We start from the raw sequence: 16,301 nt of genomic DNA on the forward strand, positions 1-16,301 counted from the left end.
GTTCCCGGTGGAGATCAGCCTGAGCCCACTGGAGACCGCCGACGGGCTGCTGGTCTCCGCGGCCGTCCGCGACGTCAGCGACCGCAAAGCCGCCGAACAGCACATCAACCAGCTCGCCGCGCTCGTGGAGTCCTCGCAGGACGCGATCCTCGCCAAGACCCTCGACGGGCACATCACCTACTGGAACGCCGCCGCCCAGCGCCTGTACGGCTACAGCGCCGAGGAGGCGATCGGCCGCCACGTGGCGATGCTCGCCCTGCCCGACCGCACCCACGAGATCACCGCCCTGCTCGAACGGCTGGCCCGCGGCGAGAAGATCGAGCACTTCGAGACCCTCCGCGTCACCCGGGCCGGGCACCTGCTCGACGTCGACGTCACCCTGTGGCCCACCCGCGCGGCCGACGGAACGGTGCAGGGCGCATGCGCCATCGTGCGCGACATCAGCGACCGCAAGCGGGCCGAGGCCGAACTCCACGCCCTGTACGAGCAGCAGCGCCACATCGCCCTCACCCTGCAGCGCAGTCTGATGGGCACCCCGCCCGCCATCCCCGGCCTCGCCGCCGCCCACCGCTACCTGCCCGCGACCCAGGGCGCCGGAGTGGGCGGCGACTGGTTCGACCTCATCCCCCTCGGTGCGGGACGGGTCGGCATCCTCATAGGCGACGTGATGGGCCGCGGCCTGGACGCGGCCGCCGTCATGGGCCAACTGCGGGCCGCCGCCCACGCGCTGGCCAAGACCGGTATGGAACCCAGCCGGCTGATGCAGGCCCTCGACGCCATCGTCGCCGACCTCGACCTGCCCGACCAGCTCGTCACCTGCTGCTACCTCGTCCTCGCCCCCGACACCGGCGAGATCACCGTCTGCTCGGCCGGCCACCTGCCCGCCCTCCTCGCCGACCCGGGCGGGGTACGGACCCTCGACGCCCCCATCAGCGCGCCGCTCGGCGTGGGCGGCATGCTCCACCAGCAGACCCGCACCGCCGTACCCCCCGGGGCGACTCTCGTCCTCTACACCGACGGCCTGATCGAGACCCCCGGCAGCGACATCGAACACCGCCTCGCCGACCTCACTCACGCCCTCGAGGCGTCCTTCACCGCCACCGACGCCCTGGAGTCCGTCGCCGACCGCGTCCTGACCGCCCTGCTGCCCGGGACCGACGGCCACGACGACGACGTCACGCTGCTCCTGGCCCGGCTGCCCGCCGCACCGCTGGCCGCCGCCTCCACCGACCTGCCCGCCCACGCGTCCTCGGTCGGCGACGGACGCAGCTTCCTCACCAAGACCCTCACCGCCTGGAACTGCGCCCATCTCGCCGACGACGCCCGCCTGCTGGTCTCCGAAGTGCTCACCAACGCCCTCCAGCACGCCCAGGGCCCCCTCGGGCTCCACCTGCGCCGCACCGCGACCGAGGTGATCGTCGAGATCAGCGACCACAGCCCTCATCTGCCGCAGCCCCGCCTGGCCACCCCCGACGACGAATCCGGGCGCGGTCTCCTGCTCGTCGACGCGCTCGCCCACAGCTGGGGCGTACGTCCCACCGACGACGGCAAGACCACCTGGTTCACCCTCCCCGCCCGCGGCACGCTGTCGTGATCTCCGAGCACCCGGCAGGCCGCGGATCACCCTCCGTCGCGGTCCTGGGGCTTGAGCGGACCATGTCGGGTTACTCCCTCCTGCATGGCGAAGCTGAAGTTCCCAGGGCGGAACGACAAGGACAAGGACGAGGACGGCGTTCCGGAGCCGGCGGAGGTGGGGCCGGACCGGGGCGTGGAGGAGGCGGCGCCGGATGCGCCGACGAAGCTGCCCAAGCGGGCCTGGGTTCAGGTACTCAAGGGCAGTGTCAAGGAGTTTCAGGACGACGAGCTGACCGACCGTGCGGCGGCCCTGACCTACTACGGGGTGCTGTCACTGTTCCCGGCGCTGCTGGTGCTGGTCTCGCTGCTGGGCATCGCCGGCGAATCGGCCACCGACAAGGTGCTGGACAACCTCAAGCAGCTCACCCCCGGTTCCGCCCGGGACATCATCACCCGCGCGGTGGAGCAGTTGCAGGGCAACGCGGGCACCGGCTCGGTCGTGGCTCTGGCCGGTCTCGCGCTGGCGGTGTGGTCGGCCTCCGGTTACGTCGCGGCGTTCATCCGTACCGCCAACGCCGTCTACGACATGCCGGAGGGCCGGCCGGTGTGGAAGGTGCTCCCCGTACGGCTCGCCGTGACGGTGGTGCTCATGGTGCTGGCCGTGGTCAGCGCGCTGATCGTCGTGTTCACGGGCGGTGTCGCCCAGCAGGCCGGGCAGGCCCTGGGGATCGGCGACTCGGTGCTGACGGTGTGGTCGATCGCGAAGTGGCCGGTGCTGGTCCTGCTGGTGACGGTGATGATCGCCCTCCTGTACTGGGCGTGCCCGAACGCCAAGGTGAAGGGCTTCCGCTGGGTCACTCCGGGCAGCTTCCTGGCATTGGTGATCTGGATGGTGGCCTCCGCCGGGTTCGCGTTCTACGTCGCGAACTTCGCCTCCTACAACAAGACGTACGGCACGATGGCCGGTGTCATCGTGTTCCTGGTGTGGCTGTGGATCAGCAACCTGGCGATCCTGCTGGGGCTGGAGTTCGACGCCGAGACCGTCCGCCAGCGGGCCGTCGCCGGCGGGCACCCGCCGGAGGCCGAGCCCTACACGCAGCCCCGGGACACCACGAAGTGGGACGAGGACGACCTGCGCCGCCTGGACACCATCTGACCCGGACGTCGAAGGACATCCCGGCCGCCGGTCCCCATCCGGCCGGCCCGGCAGTGCGACGATCATGGGCATGTGCCCCGGGCTTCAGGGAAACCTGCAGCGCATGGATGTGAGGGCGCAGGCGCGCGATGCAGACCGGATCCTGACGCAGAAGACCGCCTCCCGGGTGCCGCCGGGCGTGGGCAAGGCGTTGTCGGTGGTCGAGGAGGCCGCGCAGAGCACGAAGTTGTGGTGCGGCGCGGCCGCGGTGATGGCCGCGGCCGGCGGGCGGCGGGGCCGGGCGGCGGCAGTGGCGGGCCTGACGGCCATGACGCTCGCGCAGCTCGTCTCGAACGGGGTGTGCAAACAGCTCGCCGACCGGCGCAGACCGCCGGAGCAGTGGTTCCCGCACGACGAGGTCGAGGACCGGCCGGACTCCTCCTCCTTTCCCTCGGGGCCCACCGCGGCGGCGGTCGCTTTCACCGCCGCCGTGGCCTCGGTCCGGCCGCCGGCCGGTGCCGCGTGCGCGGTGCCGGCCGTGATGGTGGCCGTCGAGCGCGTCCAGAGCGGCGCCCACTATCCCAGTGACGTGGCCGCCGGTGCCGTGATCGGGTGCGCCAGTGCCTGGCTCACCCGCCGCATCCCGCACCTGCTGCTGCGCCGCCGGCTCTGAACGTCGGGGACGGGCGGGCTCGGCCGGTCCCCGAACCGCGTCGCAGCACGCCAGGGTGCCGGGGACGACCGGGTGGCCGGTGACGGGGCCTCACCCGCCTGCACGCGCCAGCCCACTCGGGGCGTGCCCGAAAGGGGCGACGCCGTAGGTCCGGCGGTCCCGGCTGCCGGTCGCGGCCGGACCCGTCGGCCGCGCCGCCGCCGCGGGGCACCGGTTCCGCGGCGGCGGTACCGCCACGTGTCCCACGTCCACGATTCCTGCTCAAGATCCGCCGCAACTCGATGTCCTGAACGGGTCTTTCTGGGTACTCGCGTGCGCACCACCGACGAGCCCGAGGCCCGTCGGTGAGTCCGGACGAAGAGAGACGGGAGGTGATCGTCGTGTCGACCATGCAGCCACCCCCTGCCGGGAGCAGGGGCAGCCAGGGCGGCGACGAACCGGTGGGCGAGCTGGTGAAGCGGGCGTCGCAGCAGCTGACCGACCTGGTGCGCGGCGAGATGAAGCTGGCGCAGGCCGAGATGAAGGAGAAGGGCAAGCGTTACGGCAAGGGCGGCGGACTGTTCGGCGCCGCCGGTGTCGTCGGGTTCCTGATGCTGCAGGCGCTCGTCGCCACCGCGATCGCCGCCCTGGCGGTCCCGCTGCCGGTGTGGGCCGCGGCCCTCATCGTCACCGCGGTGCTGGGCGTGATCGCGGCGGTCATGGCGTTGAGCGGCAAGAAGCAGGTCCAGCAGGGCGCACCGCCCGCCCCGGAGAAGACGATCGACAGCGTGAAGGCCGACGTGGCCGAGATCAAGGAGAGTGCACAGCGATGACCCAGCCGCACGACCGGACCACCGCATCCCCTGCTCCGACCCCGAAGGAGCTGCGCGAGCAGGTCGAGCACTCCCGTCAGGAGCTGGGGCACTCGATCGAGGCCGCGGCCGGAAAGACCGACGTCAAGGCGGCCGAGGCCAGGGAGCAGGCCGGCGTCAAGGCGGGCGAGCTCAGGGCCAAGGCCGCCGAGGCCGCGTCCCGCGTGCAGGACAAGCTGCCCGACCCGGTGAAGGACAAGGCGATCCAGGCGGCGGGGCAGGTCCGTGCGAAGGCGGCCCGGGCCGGTCAGCTGATACAGGACAGGGCGCCCGAGCCGGTCCGCGCCCAGGCGGCCCAGGGCGCCCAGCTGGCCCGGGACAACCGCACCCTGCTGCTGGCGGCCGCCGGCGCCGGGGTCGGGCTGTGGCTGCTGCGCCGTACGAAGGGCTGAGCCGAGGAAGGCTTCCGGCCTGCCTGTGAGCCCGCCGGCCGCGGTGCGGCGTTCGCCCCCCGACGACGCCTTCCGCGGCCGGCCCCGCGCGAGCGGCCTCCCATCGGTGCACCGGACCGACCGCGCACCCTGCCACCCCTCCTCACGCCCGGCCGGGGCTGCGCCACACAGCGCCTGCCGCATGCGGCCGGGGACGCCGCGGGCGCGGGACGATCAAGCCCGGGGAACCAGTAGCCTGGACGTCCGACCCAGCGGGCACCTCGCTCTCGCCCTCTGTGACAGCTCTGAGCGGCGCCCAGGGGGTGCGGCAGTGCTCAACGTCACCGGCCGAGCAGGGGATCACGTCACCGCGCGGCTTCCCGAGGATGTCGATCTGCACACCACACCGGGCCTGTGCGCGGTGGTGAACCGCATCATCGACGAGGGATGCCGTCACCTCACCCTCGACGCCTCCGCACTTAGGCACCTGGACTCCACGGGCGTCACCGCGTTCCTCGCCTGGTACCAGCGCCTCGCACCTCCAGGTGGCACCCTCACGCTCACCGGCCTCACGGGCCATCCCCAGACGATGCTGACGCGGATGGGACTCCACCGTGCGCTCACCATCACGCCGGACACCCCGAGCGGCGACACCGCCGGTCCCTGAACGCGCACCACCGGGGGCCATCCCGGAGCCGGGCTCCTCGGGTCACCCACCGGCATCGCGCAGCGTCGTGACCACTGCCTCGACGGCGGCCGCGCAGGCCGTCAGGGCCGGTTCGCCGGTACTGGTGGTGCGTGCGGCGAGTTCGACGGTCCGTGCCAAGGTGCGGTCGGTCAGCGTCCGCTTCGTCAGCCCGGGTGGAAGGTGCGTCACCGCGAGCCGGGGGACGAGGGCGGGCAGGCGGCTGTGGGCGGCCAGGGCGATGATCGCGGAGAAGTCGGAGGCCGTGTGCCGCACCTGCGGGGTGAAACCCGCGAGGCGGCAGGCGTGGAGTACCGCTTCGCCGCAGGCGGTCCGCGACGGGGCGAGGATCCACGGCTCCGCCGCGAGGTCCCGGAGATCCAGGGGTGATGCTCCGCCGAACCGCTCTTCGTCGACCACGGCGATCAGCGGATCGTCGAGCACCACCCGGGTCGTGATGCCCGCAGGCGTGCCGACGGCGAGGTTGGTGTACCGGTAGGTCAGCGCGGCATCGGCCCGGCGGTCGAGCAGCATGCGCAGCGCTTGCTCGGGTTCGGCTTCCGTGATGTGCGCGAGCAGCTCGGGGTGACTGCGGTGCAGAGCGCTGCTCACGGGTGCCGCGAGCGGGACGAGGGCGCTCGGGAAGCAGGCCAGGCGCAGCGCTCCGGTCGGCTCGGTGGCCGCACTGCGGAGGCGATGTTCGGCCTGCTCGAGCGCGGTGAGGACGTGCTCGGTGTCCTCGGCCAGACGGCGTGCGGCCGTGGTGAGGTGGAGGGAACGGCCGGTGCGTTCCAGCAGGGTCACGCCGCTCTCCTCCTCGAGCAGCTTGAGCTGCTGCGAGACGGCCGACGGCGTGACCCGGTGCAGTTCGGCGACGGCGGTGACGGTGCCGTGAGCCGCCAGATCGCGCAACAGGAGGAGGCGTCGCAGGTCGAGCATCAGCTCATCTTAAGCTCACTCTGTAGTCGATGTAGCTGGACATGGGGCTCGCCGTGCGGGGAGGCTGAAAGCACCCCCCAACTACCGCGTCTGCATCAAGGAGCACCGCCGTGCGCGCAACCGTCATCCACGGTCCTCAGGACATCCGGGTCCAGGAGGTGCCCGACGCCCGCATCGAGCAACCGACGGACGCGCTCGTCCGTGTGCTCAGCGCCTGCATCTGCGGCAGCGACCTGTGGGCATACCGCGGGGTGGCCGAGCGGCAAGCCGGGCAGCGCATCGGCCACGAGTTCCTCGGTGTGATCGAGGAGACGGGATCGGCCGTCGGCGGGTTCGCCCCGGGGGACTTCGTCGTCGCGCCCTTCGTGTGGTCCGACGGCACGTGCGTGTACTGCCGCGAGGGATTGCACACGTCGTGTCCGGAGGGCGGCTTCTGGGGTGAGCCGGGATCCGACGGCGGTCAGGGCGAGGCGGTTCGCGTGCCGCACGCCGACGGCACCCTGGTCCGACTTCCCCGGGAAGCCGCGACGGACCCGGCGCTGCTCCCCGGGCTGCTCGCGCTCAGTGACGTCATGAGCACCGGTCACCACGCGGCGGTGAGCGCCAGGGTGCGGGCCGGTGACACCGTCGCCGTCGTCGGTGACGGAGCTGTCGGCCTGTGCGGAGTCCTCGCCGCGCGGCGCCTCGGCGCGGAGCGCATCATCGCCCTGGGCCGCCACCGTGCGCGCACCGACATCGCGCGTGCCTTCGGCGCCACCGACGTGGTCGCCGAGCGCGGGCAGGCCGCCGTCGACGCCGTGCGGGAACTGACGCGCGGCATGGGCGCCCACGCCGTCGTGGAGGCGGTCGGCACCGAGGAGGCCATGCGCACCGCCCTCTCCGTCGCCCGGGACGGCGGCACGGTCGGGTACGTCGGCGTACCGCACGGCGGCAGCGCGGGGGTGGACATCCAGCAGATGTTCAACCGCAACATCCACCTGGCGGGCGGAGTCGCCCCCGCCCGCGCGTACATCCCCGAGCTGCTGCCCGACGTCCTGGCCGGCACCCTCGACCCCGGTCCCGTCTTCGACCGGACCGTCACCCTGGACGACGTGCCGCTCGGCTACCGGGCCATGGACGACCGCTCGGCGCTCAAGGTCCGCATCACCTTCTGACGGCCGCGCGGCCTCCACCTGTGCAGGCCGGCAGACCCGCCTCCCGTCCCGGTCGCTGACTCACCGTTACGCTCCTTGACCATGAGTGAGGACGACTCGCGAGGACCTGAGAAGCCGGCGAAGCGGCAGGCTCCGGGACCGGTCCCGGAGCGTTCGCTGCGCGTGGCCGTCGTGCTGCTGGTCGCGGCTTCCGGAGCGGTCGAGACGGTGTCCTTTCTCGGCCTCAGCGAGGTGTTCGCCGGTGTCATGACGGGCAATCTGGCCCTCCTCGGCATGGCCGTCGGCCGCGGTGAGCCGGTCGACGTCACCGCGGCCCTGCTGGCGCTCGGCGGCTTCGGCGCGGGAACGGCGATCGCGGGCTGGTACACGCGTGGCTCGACCGGGCCGGCCACCGGCTGGCCCCGCCGCGTGCTGCTCGTCCTCGCCGCCGACCTGGTGCTGTGGGGGGTGGGCGCGCTCGTGTGGGGACTGGCCGGGGGCCGTCCCGCGGAGACGCTCCGCGACCTGCTGCAGTTCGGTGCGGCGACCGCCCTCGGCGGCCAATCGGCGGCCATGGTCACGGCCGGCCGGGCCGCGGCCCCCACGACCTATCTCACCGGGACCCTGGCCGCCTACATCGTCAAAGGCATCGGGACAGGCCGGTCGGACGTCTGGGTGCCCCTGCGGCTGGCCTCCCTCGTCGCCGGTGCGGCTCTCTCCGCGGCCCTGCTCGACCACGCCCGGGCCTGGGCGCTCCTGCCTCCGGTGCTGCTCACCGGATGCGCCCTGCTCGCTGCCGGCCTTCGCATGCCCCGGCCCACCACCGGGCCGAAGCGTGCTGCCGCGTAGCCGGACGGCACCGGGCCGCGCGGAGGGACAGCCGAAGCTGACCCGATCGCACTACGGGAAGCAGTCACCCATGGCCGTCGAGTCCGGCAGCGGGAGACAATTGACGAGAGCACCTCGCAGGTTCCGGCGGTGCCTCCTCAGCCGGTGTCCGCCGCCTGTCCGACCGTTCTTCCCACCCGACGACCCGCGCACCGGCGCTGTGCGGCGACTGCGTGCGCCGGTGGGGGGTACTTCTCCGGCCTGCCGTACGTCTGCCGATAAGGGGGCAAGACCCGTGACGGTGAGCAGTGCGGTGTCGCTCATGCGGTTGATGCAGGCCAGCCACACGGTCCCGCTGGAGGAGTTGCCGGACCTGATCGCCGAGCACGCCGCCGCGGCGGGCATCCGCGACGTGGCGGTCTTCGTGGTCGATCTTCAGGAGACCGTGCTGCGCCGTCTGACCGGCCGCGGCCAGGCGGCCGGCGACGGCGGCCAGGAGCTCAGGGTGTCGGGGAGCCTGCCCGGCCAGGCCTACCAACGCGTGGACCTCCTCCCCGAACCCGAACCGGCCAGGACGGGGACCTCTGCCGGCGGCCGGCGCTGGTGGGTGGCCATCACCGACGGAGTGGAGCGACTGGGGGTCCTGCGGGCCGACACCGACGCCGGCGACGAGACCACGCGCGCGTCCCTGCGCGATCTGGCCTCGATGACGGCCCTGCTGCTGCTGAGCAAGCGGTCCTTCAGCGACTCCTACGCACGCCTGGTGCGCACCGAGCCGATGAACGTGGCAGCCGAGATGCAGTGGAACCTCACCCCGCCACCCGCCTACGCCGGGCACGGCGTCACCGTGGGCGCGGTCATGGAACCGGCCTACCAGGTCGGCGGGGACGTCTTCGACTACGCGGTGTCGGGCAGCACCCTGCACCTGGGTGTCTTCGACGCCATGGGCCACGACACCACCGCCGGGATCACCGCCAACGTCGCGGTGGCGGCGTGCCGCAACGCACGCCGCCAGGGCGCGTCCCTGAGCGAGACCAGCCGGCAGGTGGAGCAGGTGCTGACGGAGCAGTTCGCCAACAGCCGGTACGTCACCGCCGTCCTGGCCGACCTGGACATGGCGAGCGGCCGGCTGACCTGGATCAATCGGGGCCACCACCTGCCCCTCCTGGTTCGCGGCAACCGCTGGACCAGCGAACTGGCCTGCCCGCCGGCCGGCCCCATGGGGGCCGACCTCGGCCTGCCGATCACGATGGCGACCGAACAACTGGAACCCGGCGACCGCCTGCTGCTCTACACCGACGGCATCGTGGAAGCACGCGACAAGGACGGCAAAGAGTTCGGGCGGGACCGCTTCGTCGACTTCGTCCGCCGCCACCACTCGGGCCGGCACACCCTGCACGAGACCCTGCGGCGGCTGATGGCCGCGGTCATGGACCACCACGACGGCACCCTCGACGACGACGCCACCGTGTTGCTCACCGAGTGGCGCGGCGGCCATCAGCAAGAGCTGATCCCGTGATACGCAGACAACGCGTCCCCAGGTGGAGAAAGAGGCGGCTATGAGCAGCGAACGGCGGTCGGCCCACGATGACCGGTCAGACGCCCTCCGTGTCGACGTCCGGCCCCTGGAGAAGGGGCGCTGCCTCGTGACGGCCGACGGCCCCCTCGACCTGCACACCGCCCGGAAGTTCTCCGACACCCTGCAGCCGCTGCTGCGGGACGGCACCCACAGCGTGCTGGTGGATCTCTCGTCCGTCGACTTCATCGACTCCACCGGCCTGACCAGCCTGATCACGGCGTACCGCACGACCAGGACCACCGGTGCCCGCCTGGCGCTGATCGCACCCAGCGAGCGGGTCCGCCAGATGCTGGCCCTGACCGGCACGGACCAGGTGCTGACCAGCTACGGCTCCCTGGACGCCGTACCCGACTGACGCCCCCCGAGGCTATCCCTCGGCGCCGAGGACCCCTCGTTCCCGTGCCGTGGTGGGTCTGAGCGCGAGGGCCGCGATGTCGTCGTCGAGCCTTCCGCCGCCGTGCCGGAGCAGGTCCCCGTGCAGCTGGTCCAGCAGCGCCCGGGGGTCCTCCGGTATCTGCCGCCGCATCCATTCCGGCAACGGGAAGAAGCGGCCCGAGTGGTCGCGCGTTTCCGACACGCCGTCCGTGTAGAGCAGCAACTGCTCCCCCGGGGCGAAGGTGAAGGTGTCGACGCAGTAGCGCGCGCCGATGAGCGCGGCGAGGTTGAGGGGCGGGGAAGCGATCGTCGGTTCGAGGACCCGGACGCCCCCGGGGTGTGCGATCAGCGGCGGGGGATGCCCGCAGTTGAGGAGCCGTACCCGGCCGCCGCCCGGCGGGATCTCGGCGAGGATCGCGGTGGCGAAGTGCTCGGGCTGGTCGTGGACGGGAAAGGCCGCGCTGTGGCGCGTGACGGTGGTCTCCAGGCGGCGGACGACCCCCAGCAGGTCCGGCTCGTCGTAGGCGGCCTCCCTGAAGCTGCCGATCACCGCCGCGGCCGCTCCGACCGCGGTCAGGCCCTTGCCCCGTACGTCACCTATGAGGAGGCGGACCCCGTACGGCGTACCGATCGCCTCGTAGAAGTCGCCGCCGATGCGCGCCTGCTCCTGGGCCGCCAGGTAGAGCGACTCGATCTCGACGTTCTCGATCCGGTGCGGCAGCGGACGCAGCAGGACCTTCTGCGCCGCGTCGGCGACGAGCCTGACCTGGAACAGCGTCTCCTCCCGCTGGAGCCGGATGTGGCTGCCGTAGGCGGCGGCCAGGGTGACCGCGATGATCGCGGCCGAGGTGTACGGCGTCCCCAGATCGGTGTGGAAGAAGCTCAGAAGGATCATCAGCAGCAGGCAGACCGCCCCCAGCAGGACCGTGGGGAGCACGGGCCACATCGCGGCCGCCAGGGCGGGCGCGGCGGGCAGGAGGCGGCTGAACGCGATCTCCCTGGGGGTGGAGAACGCCATGCCGGCGATGAGAAGCGTCAGGACCACGGGCGACAACCGGGCAGCTTCCCATCGGCCGCTGTAGGCCGTGCGACGGCGCCACGGCCGTCCAGACATGATCACGTAAGTATCTTATCCGGCAAATCGGACGTGAGGTGTGGTCGCGGTTCCGCGGCGAACGGCCCGGTGGTGAGGCGGCGAAACCGCGCCGGACGCGGCCTCGCGCGCACGCGGGAGCGGCCGGACGGGCATCGGGCGCGCCTGGCCGGTGGGGATCACCAGTGCTAGAAAGGTCACATGGCGAGTCTTTTCGCCCGTCTGCGAAGCCTGTCGGTGAAGCGTCATTTCGCGAAGAGCGTGCGGACAGTAGCCGGGCAGGTACTGGTCTTCCAGGTGGCCCTCGTGGTCCTGCTCGTGGCGTGCGGGGTCTTCGCCCTGATCCTGCAGTCCGAGCGGGACGCCGCCGCCGAGGCCAGGCGCCGCTCCACGGCGGTGGCGGAGACCTTCGCCCGCGCGCCGGGCGTCGTGGCGGCGCTGCAGACCCCGGATCCCTCCAAGATCCTCCAGCCGCTCACCGAGGCGGCACGCCGCGCTGCCGACGTCGACTTCATCGTGGTCATGGACACATCGGGGATCCGGTACACCCACCCCCTGCCGGACCTGATCGGCAAGCGGTTCGTGGGGGAGATCGGGCCGTCCCTGCAGGGCAGGCGCTACGTCGAGAGCGTCGACGGACCCCTCGGCCGCGAGGTGCAGGCCACCGTCCCCGTCAAGAACGCCGACGACGAGGTCGTGGGCCTGGTCTCGGCCGGCATGAAGGTCAAGAACGTCGAGAGCCAGTTGTACCGGCAACTGCCGATCATCCTGGGTGCGGGGGCCGGAGCGCTCGCCCTGTCGGCCGGCGTGACGGCACTGGTCGGCAGACGGCTGCGCCGGCAGACGCACAGCCTCGCGCCGAACGAGATGGCCCTGATGTACCAGCACCACGACACCGTGCTCCACTCGGTTCGGGAGGGAGTGCTCATCGTGGGCGCCGACGGGCGGCTGATGCTGGCGAACGACGAGGCCAGACGACTGCTGGAGCTGCCCCCGGACATCGAGGGGCGACGCGTCTCCGACCTGCCGGGCCTCGACCCCGCCATGCGGGCGCTGCTCGCTTCCGGGCGGGAGGCCACCGACGAGGTCCTGCCCGCGGGGGAGCGGCTCGTCGCGGTCAATCAGCGCCCCACCGGGAGCGGGGGAGGACGGCCCGGGCAGACGGTCGTGACCCTGCGCGACTCCACCGAGCTGCAGGCGGTGACAGGCAGGGCGGAAGTGGCACGGGAACGGCTCAGGCTGCTCTACGACGCCGGACTGCGCATCGGCACCAGCCTGGACGTGCTGCGGACCGCCGACGAACTGGCCCGGGTCCTCATTCCCCGCTTCGCGGACTTCGTCACCGTGGATCTGGCCGACCCCGTCCTGCACGGCGAGGAGCCGGCCCGCACGGGCACGGAGATGCGGCGTGCGGCCGTGTCCGGCATCGCGGACGACCATCCGCTCACCGAGCAGGGCCGGCTCTTCGACTACCAGCCCTCCACACCGCAGGCACGCGGCTACGGCAGCGGCCGCTCCCAGCTGGTGAGCGACCTGGCGAGCGCCGAGGCCTGGCGCGTGCAGGACCCGGAGCGGGCCCGGGCGATCATCGACTACGGCATCCACTCCCTCATCACCGCGCCCATCCAGGCCCGCGGCGTCGTCCTCGGCATGGCCAGCTTCTGGCGGTCGCGGCAGCACGAGCCCTTCAACGAGGAGGACGTGTCGCTCGCGGAGGAACTGGTGGCCCGCGCCGCCGTCAGCATCGACAACGCCCGCCGCTACACCCGCGAGCACGCCCTGGCGGTCACCCTCCAGCGCAGTCTGCTGCCGCAGGCGATGCCCGAGCAGAGCGCGCTGGACATCGCCTACCGCTACATCCCCGCCCAGTCGGGAGTCGGCGGGGACTGGTTCGACGTGATCCCCATGCCGGGCAGCCGGGTGGCGCTGGCCGTCGGTGACGTGGTCGGCCACGGCCTCCACGCCGCCGCCACGATGGGACGGCTGCGTACCGCGGTGCACAACTTCTCCGCCCTCGACCTGCCCCCCGACGAGCTGCTGAACCACCTGGACGACCTGGTCGGCAGCATCGACCAGCGCGAGACCGCGCAGAGCGCGGCGGGTGTCGTCGGCGCCACCTGCCTGTACGGCATCTACGATCCCGTGACGCGCCGGTGCGTCATGGCGCGGGCGGGGCATCTGGCGCCCGCCGTGGTCGGGCCCGACGGGTCGGTCGAGTTCCCCGACGTGCCCGCCGGTCCGCCGCTGGGACTCGGCGGCATGCCGTTCCAGACCGCGGAGGTGTGCCTCGCCGAGGGGACCCACCTCGTCCTGTACACCGACGGCCTCATCGAGGACCGCAGGCGCGACCTGGACGTCGGGCTGGAGCTGCTGCGCGAGGCACTCGCCGGCCACCCCGGCCGTTCCCCCGAGCAGACCTGCCAGGACGTGCTGGACTCCGTGCTTCCCGAGCGGCCCAAGGACGACGTCGCCCTGCTCGTGGCCCGCACACGGCAACTGCCGCCCGATCGGATCGCCGACTGGGACGTACCCGCCGACCCCGCCGCCGTCGCCGGCATGCGCGACGCGGTCTCCCGACGGCTCGACGCATGGGGCCTGTCCGACCTGGGTTTCACCATGGAGCTCATCCTCAGCGAGCTCATCACCAACGCCATCCGCTACGGCTCCGAGCCGATCCACGTACGGCTGATCCGCGACCGCGCGCTGATCTGCGAGGTGGCCGACGGCAGCAGCACCTCCCCGCATCTGCGCTACGCCGCGACGACGGACGAGGGCGGCCGGGGCCTGTTCCTGGTGTCGCAGATGGCTGAGCGCTGGGGCACCCGGTACACACCGCAAGGCAAGGTCATCTGGGCGGAACAGGCTCTGCCCTAGGCCCGGCGGCGACGAAGCGACGCGTGGCACGGACCGGCCGGTTCGACGGGCCGGGGACCAACGGGACCCGTGACGGCGGCCGTTGACGGTCCGGGGTGCATCCGGTGCGGCAGGACCGGCGGAATGCGTCGCCGCATGCATCCGACAGCCGTGGCCGGACAAGGGGGGCGACCTGCTCTCCCCTGCCGCCGCGGCAGAAAGGACCACCGTGTCACTCTCCCGGTACACAGCAGCCCTGGCGGCGGCGGCCTCGCTCGGTGTCGCGGCGGCCGCGCCCGCGCTCGCGGCGACGCCTTCCTCCGCGACGAGCCTCCCGCCGGCTGTCGACCGCGTCGAAGTGGACCGCTACCTGGGCACCTGGTTCCAGGTGGCGGCGATTCCCCAGCTCTTCGAGATCCAGTGCGCCAAGAACGTGAAGGCCGACTACACCGCCACCGCAGCCGGCACCCTCGGCGTCCGCAACACCTGCACGACCTGGCTGAACACCACCAGCTCCGTGACCGGGGAGGCGAAACCCCTCGATGCCTCCGGCGCGCGCCTCAACGTCGCCTTCCTCAAGATCGCCGGATCGTACCTGCACGGCGAGGACGCCAACTACATCGTGACCGGCCTCGACCCCTCCTACCGCTGGGCCGTCGTCACCGACAGCGACCGGCGGTCCGGGTTCGTCCTGTCCCGGACCCCGGCACTGGACCAGACCCAGTGGACCGCGGTCCGGGGCACGATCCGGGCGGCAGGGCTGGACGCCTGCGACTTCCGCATCACACGCCAGGACGGGGGAGCGAGGACGAGCGGCCGGCTCTGCTGATCCTCCTTCCGCACCGGTCGTTCCCCCGCTGCCCTTCCGTACCTCCGCGGAAGGGCAGCGGGTGTGTGCCGCGTCTCGCTCGCCGTGTGCATCCGCCGAAGCCCTCCGGACGGTACATCCGGTGAGGCCACGCCCGCAGGGGCGCACCCGCCCGCGAACAACGAGGATGAACCGTGCACACGCTCCCGTCGACAGATCCCTATGACGCCTTGCTCCTGCTGTCCTTCGGTGGCCCGGAGGGCCCGGACGACGTGGTTCCGTTCCTGGAGAACGTGACCCGTGGCCGGGGCATCCCCAAGGAGCGCCTGAAGGAGGTCGGGCAGCACTACTTCCTGTTCGGCGGCGTCAGCCCGATCAACGACCAGAACCGCGCCCTGCTGGACGCCCTGCGCAAGGACTTCGCCGAGCACGGCCTGGACCTGCCCGTCTACTGGGGCAACCGCAACTGGGCGCCGTACCTGACGGACACCCTGCGCGAGATGGCCCGCGACGGCCGCCGCCGCGTCCTGGTCCTGGCCACCAGCGCCTACGCCTCCTACTCGGGCTGCCGCCAGTACCGCGAGAACCTCGCCGAAGCCCTCGCCACCCTGCAGGCCGAGGGCATCGAGCCGCCGCGCGTCGACAAGCTGCGCCACTACTTCAACCACCCCGGCTTCCTCCAGCCGATGATCGACGGGGTGCTGCGCTCCCTGGAGGAGCTGCCCGAGGACGTGCGCGACCGCGCCCACCTGGCCTTCTCCACGCACTCCATCCCCACCGCCTCGGCCGACACCTCCGGCCCGGTCGAGGGCCACGGCGACGGCGGCGCCTACGTACGCCAGCACCTGGAGGTGGCGAGGCTGATCGCGCAGGCGGTGCGCGAGCGCACCGGTGTGGAGCACCCCTGGCAGCTGGTCTACCAGTCCCGCTCGGGCGCACCCCACATCCCGTGGCTGGAGCCGGACATCTGCGACCACCTCGACGAGCGGCACGCGGCCGGCGTCCCGGCGGTGGTGATCGCCCCCATCGGCTTCGTCTCCGACCACATGGAGGTCCTCTACGACCTCGACACCGAGGCCAAGGCCAGGGCCGAGGAACTGGGCCTGCCGATGCGCCGCTCCGCGACCGTCGGCGCCGACCCCCGCTTCGCCGCCGCCGTGCGCGACCTGGTCCTGGAGCGCGCCGCACTGGAGCGCGGGCAGCAGGTCACCCCCTGTGCCCTCGGTTCGCTGGGGGCCAGTCACCAGCTCTGCCCGGTCGGCTGCTGCCCGGCCCGCGCCCCCAAGCCCGCCGCTGCCGGCGCCGACAGCCCCTACGCGTGAGGAACCCCGTGCCATGAGGCTCTTCGCAGTCCCGCGTCCCTGCCGGTCGGCTCGTCATGGGCCCCGCGGGGATCGCGGACT

At 72.4% G+C, this 16,301-nt stretch carries 15 protein-coding genes; 13 read left to right on the top strand and 2 right to left on the bottom strand.

Annotated features, from left to right (window positions below; translation table 11 throughout):
* From ACFYWG_RS10250 to ACFYWG_RS10275, 6 genes are all read left to right on the top strand, one after another.
* Positions 1–1,594, top strand: a 1,594-nt coding sequence (locus ACFYWG_RS10250) for a SpoIIE family protein phosphatase (protein ID WP_389200500.1), incomplete at its 5' end; no start/stop codon positions are given.
* 84 nt (positions 1,595–1,678) lie between these two features.
* Entirely contained in the window at positions 1,679–2,731 is a 1,053-nt protein-coding gene (locus ACFYWG_RS10255) for a YihY/virulence factor BrkB family protein (RefSeq protein ID WP_376333120.1), read from the top strand.
* Positions 2,732–2,834: 103 nt separating this feature from the next.
* On the top strand, positions 2,835–3,383 hold the full coding sequence (locus ACFYWG_RS10260) for a phosphatase PAP2 family protein (protein ID WP_389200503.1): 549 nt from the start codon (positions 2,835–2,837) through the stop codon (positions 3,381–3,383).
* Positions 3,384–3,772: 389 nt separating this feature from the next.
* Complete coding sequence (locus tag ACFYWG_RS10265; RefSeq protein WP_376334922.1) at positions 3,773–4,195, top strand: phage holin family protein; 423 nt, start codon at positions 3,773–3,775, stop codon at positions 4,193–4,195.
* A complete protein-coding gene (locus ACFYWG_RS10270) occupies positions 4,192–4,626 on the top strand; it encodes a hypothetical protein (protein WP_389200505.1) in 435 nt (144 codons plus the stop codon). The genes ACFYWG_RS10265 and ACFYWG_RS10270 overlap by 4 nt, the downstream gene beginning before the upstream one ends.
* Before the next feature lie 310 nt (positions 4,627–4,936).
* Entirely contained in the window at positions 4,937–5,272 is a 336-nt protein-coding gene (locus tag ACFYWG_RS10275; RefSeq protein WP_376334907.1) for an STAS domain-containing protein, read from the top strand.
* A 42-nt stretch (positions 5,273–5,314) separates the two neighbouring features.
* Here ACFYWG_RS10275 and ACFYWG_RS10280 read toward each other — a convergent pair whose 3' ends face one another.
* Entirely contained in the window at positions 5,315–6,229 is a 915-nt protein-coding gene (locus tag ACFYWG_RS10280; protein WP_383510909.1) for a LysR family transcriptional regulator, read from the bottom strand.
* Positions 6,230–6,339: 110 nt separating this feature from the next.
* Here ACFYWG_RS10280 and ACFYWG_RS10285 point away from each other — a divergent pair, with 110 nt between their 5' ends.
* The 4 genes from ACFYWG_RS10285 (at position 6,340) to ACFYWG_RS10300 (ending at position 10,124) form a co-directional block, all read left to right on the top strand.
* A complete protein-coding gene (locus tag ACFYWG_RS10285; RefSeq protein WP_383510908.1) occupies positions 6,340–7,383 on the top strand; it encodes a zinc-dependent alcohol dehydrogenase family protein in 1,044 nt (347 codons plus the stop codon).
* Between the two features lie 81 nt (positions 7,384–7,464).
* On the top strand, positions 7,465–8,211 hold the full coding sequence (locus ACFYWG_RS10290) for a DUF1275 family protein (protein ID WP_389200508.1): 747 nt from the start codon (positions 7,465–7,467) through the stop codon (positions 8,209–8,211).
* 301 nt (positions 8,212–8,512) lie between these two features.
* The gene (locus ACFYWG_RS10295) at positions 8,513–9,709 is read left to right on the top strand and encodes a PP2C family protein-serine/threonine phosphatase (protein WP_389200769.1); all 1,197 of its coding nucleotides are present in this window, start codon (positions 8,513–8,515) and stop codon (positions 9,707–9,709) included.
* Between the two features lie 40 nt (positions 9,710–9,749).
* The gene (locus tag ACFYWG_RS10300) at positions 9,750–10,124 is read left to right on the top strand and encodes an STAS domain-containing protein (protein ID WP_383510904.1); all 375 of its coding nucleotides are present in this window, start codon (positions 9,750–9,752) and stop codon (positions 10,122–10,124) included.
* Positions 10,125–10,136: 12 nt separating this feature from the next.
* Here the strand turns inward: ACFYWG_RS10300 and ACFYWG_RS10305 are convergent, their stop codons facing one another.
* Entirely contained in the window at positions 10,137–11,264 is a 1,128-nt protein-coding gene (locus ACFYWG_RS10305) for a PP2C family protein-serine/threonine phosphatase (RefSeq protein WP_389200510.1), read from the bottom strand.
* Between the two features lie 174 nt (positions 11,265–11,438).
* Between ACFYWG_RS10305 and ACFYWG_RS10310 the strand changes: the two genes are divergently transcribed.
* The 3 genes from ACFYWG_RS10310 to ACFYWG_RS10320 all read left to right on the top strand — a co-directional run bounded on the left by ACFYWG_RS10310 (position 11,439) and on the right by ACFYWG_RS10320 (position 16,220).
* Positions 11,439–14,111 carry a SpoIIE family protein phosphatase gene (locus ACFYWG_RS10310; RefSeq protein WP_383510902.1) on the top strand — a complete coding sequence of 891 codons (2,673 nt, stop codon included), beginning with the start codon at positions 11,439–11,441 and terminating at the stop codon, positions 14,109–14,111.
* Between the two features lie 208 nt (positions 14,112–14,319).
* Positions 14,320–14,919, top strand: a complete 600-nt coding sequence (locus ACFYWG_RS10315; RefSeq protein WP_383510900.1) for a lipocalin family protein — start codon at positions 14,320–14,322, stop codon at positions 14,917–14,919.
* 173 nt (positions 14,920–15,092) lie between these two features.
* The gene (locus ACFYWG_RS10320) at positions 15,093–16,220 is read left to right on the top strand and encodes a ferrochelatase (RefSeq protein WP_389200513.1); all 1,128 of its coding nucleotides are present in this window, start codon (positions 15,093–15,095) and stop codon (positions 16,218–16,220) included.
* The last annotated feature ends 81 nt before the right edge of the window (positions 16,221–16,301 follow it).

This window comes from Streptomyces sp. NPDC003456 (assembly GCF_042878735.1).
In the GTDB taxonomy this organism is placed as follows: domain Bacteria; phylum Actinomycetota; class Actinomycetes; order Streptomycetales; family Streptomycetaceae; genus Streptomyces.

Excerpts from the sequence above, each read along its gene's own strand:
- ACFYWG_RS10255 (WP_376333120.1), top strand. The coding sequence starts at position 1,679 with ATGGCGAAGCTGAAGTTCCCAGGGCGGAACGACAAGGACAAGGACGAG.
- ACFYWG_RS10260 (WP_389200503.1), top strand. The coding sequence starts at position 2,835 with ATGGATGTGAGGGCGCAGGCGCGCGATGCAGACCGGATCCTGACGCAG.
- ACFYWG_RS10265 (WP_376334922.1), top strand. The coding sequence starts at position 3,773 with ATGCAGCCACCCCCTGCCGGGAGCAGGGGCAGCCAGGGCGGCGACGAA.
- ACFYWG_RS10270 (WP_389200505.1), top strand. The coding sequence starts at position 4,192 with ATGACCCAGCCGCACGACCGGACCACCGCATCCCCTGCTCCGACCCCG.
- ACFYWG_RS10280 (WP_383510909.1), bottom strand. The coding sequence starts at position 6,229 with ATGCTCGACCTGCGACGCCTCCTCCTGTTGCGCGATCTGGCGGCTCAC.
- ACFYWG_RS10290 (WP_389200508.1), top strand. The coding sequence starts at position 7,465 with ATGAGTGAGGACGACTCGCGAGGACCTGAGAAGCCGGCGAAGCGGCAG.
- ACFYWG_RS10295 (WP_389200769.1), top strand. The coding sequence starts at position 8,513 with ATGCGGTTGATGCAGGCCAGCCACACGGTCCCGCTGGAGGAGTTGCCG.
- ACFYWG_RS10300 (WP_383510904.1), top strand. The coding sequence starts at position 9,750 with ATGAGCAGCGAACGGCGGTCGGCCCACGATGACCGGTCAGACGCCCTC.
- ACFYWG_RS10310 (WP_383510902.1), top strand. The coding sequence starts at position 11,439 with ATGGCGAGTCTTTTCGCCCGTCTGCGAAGCCTGTCGGTGAAGCGTCAT.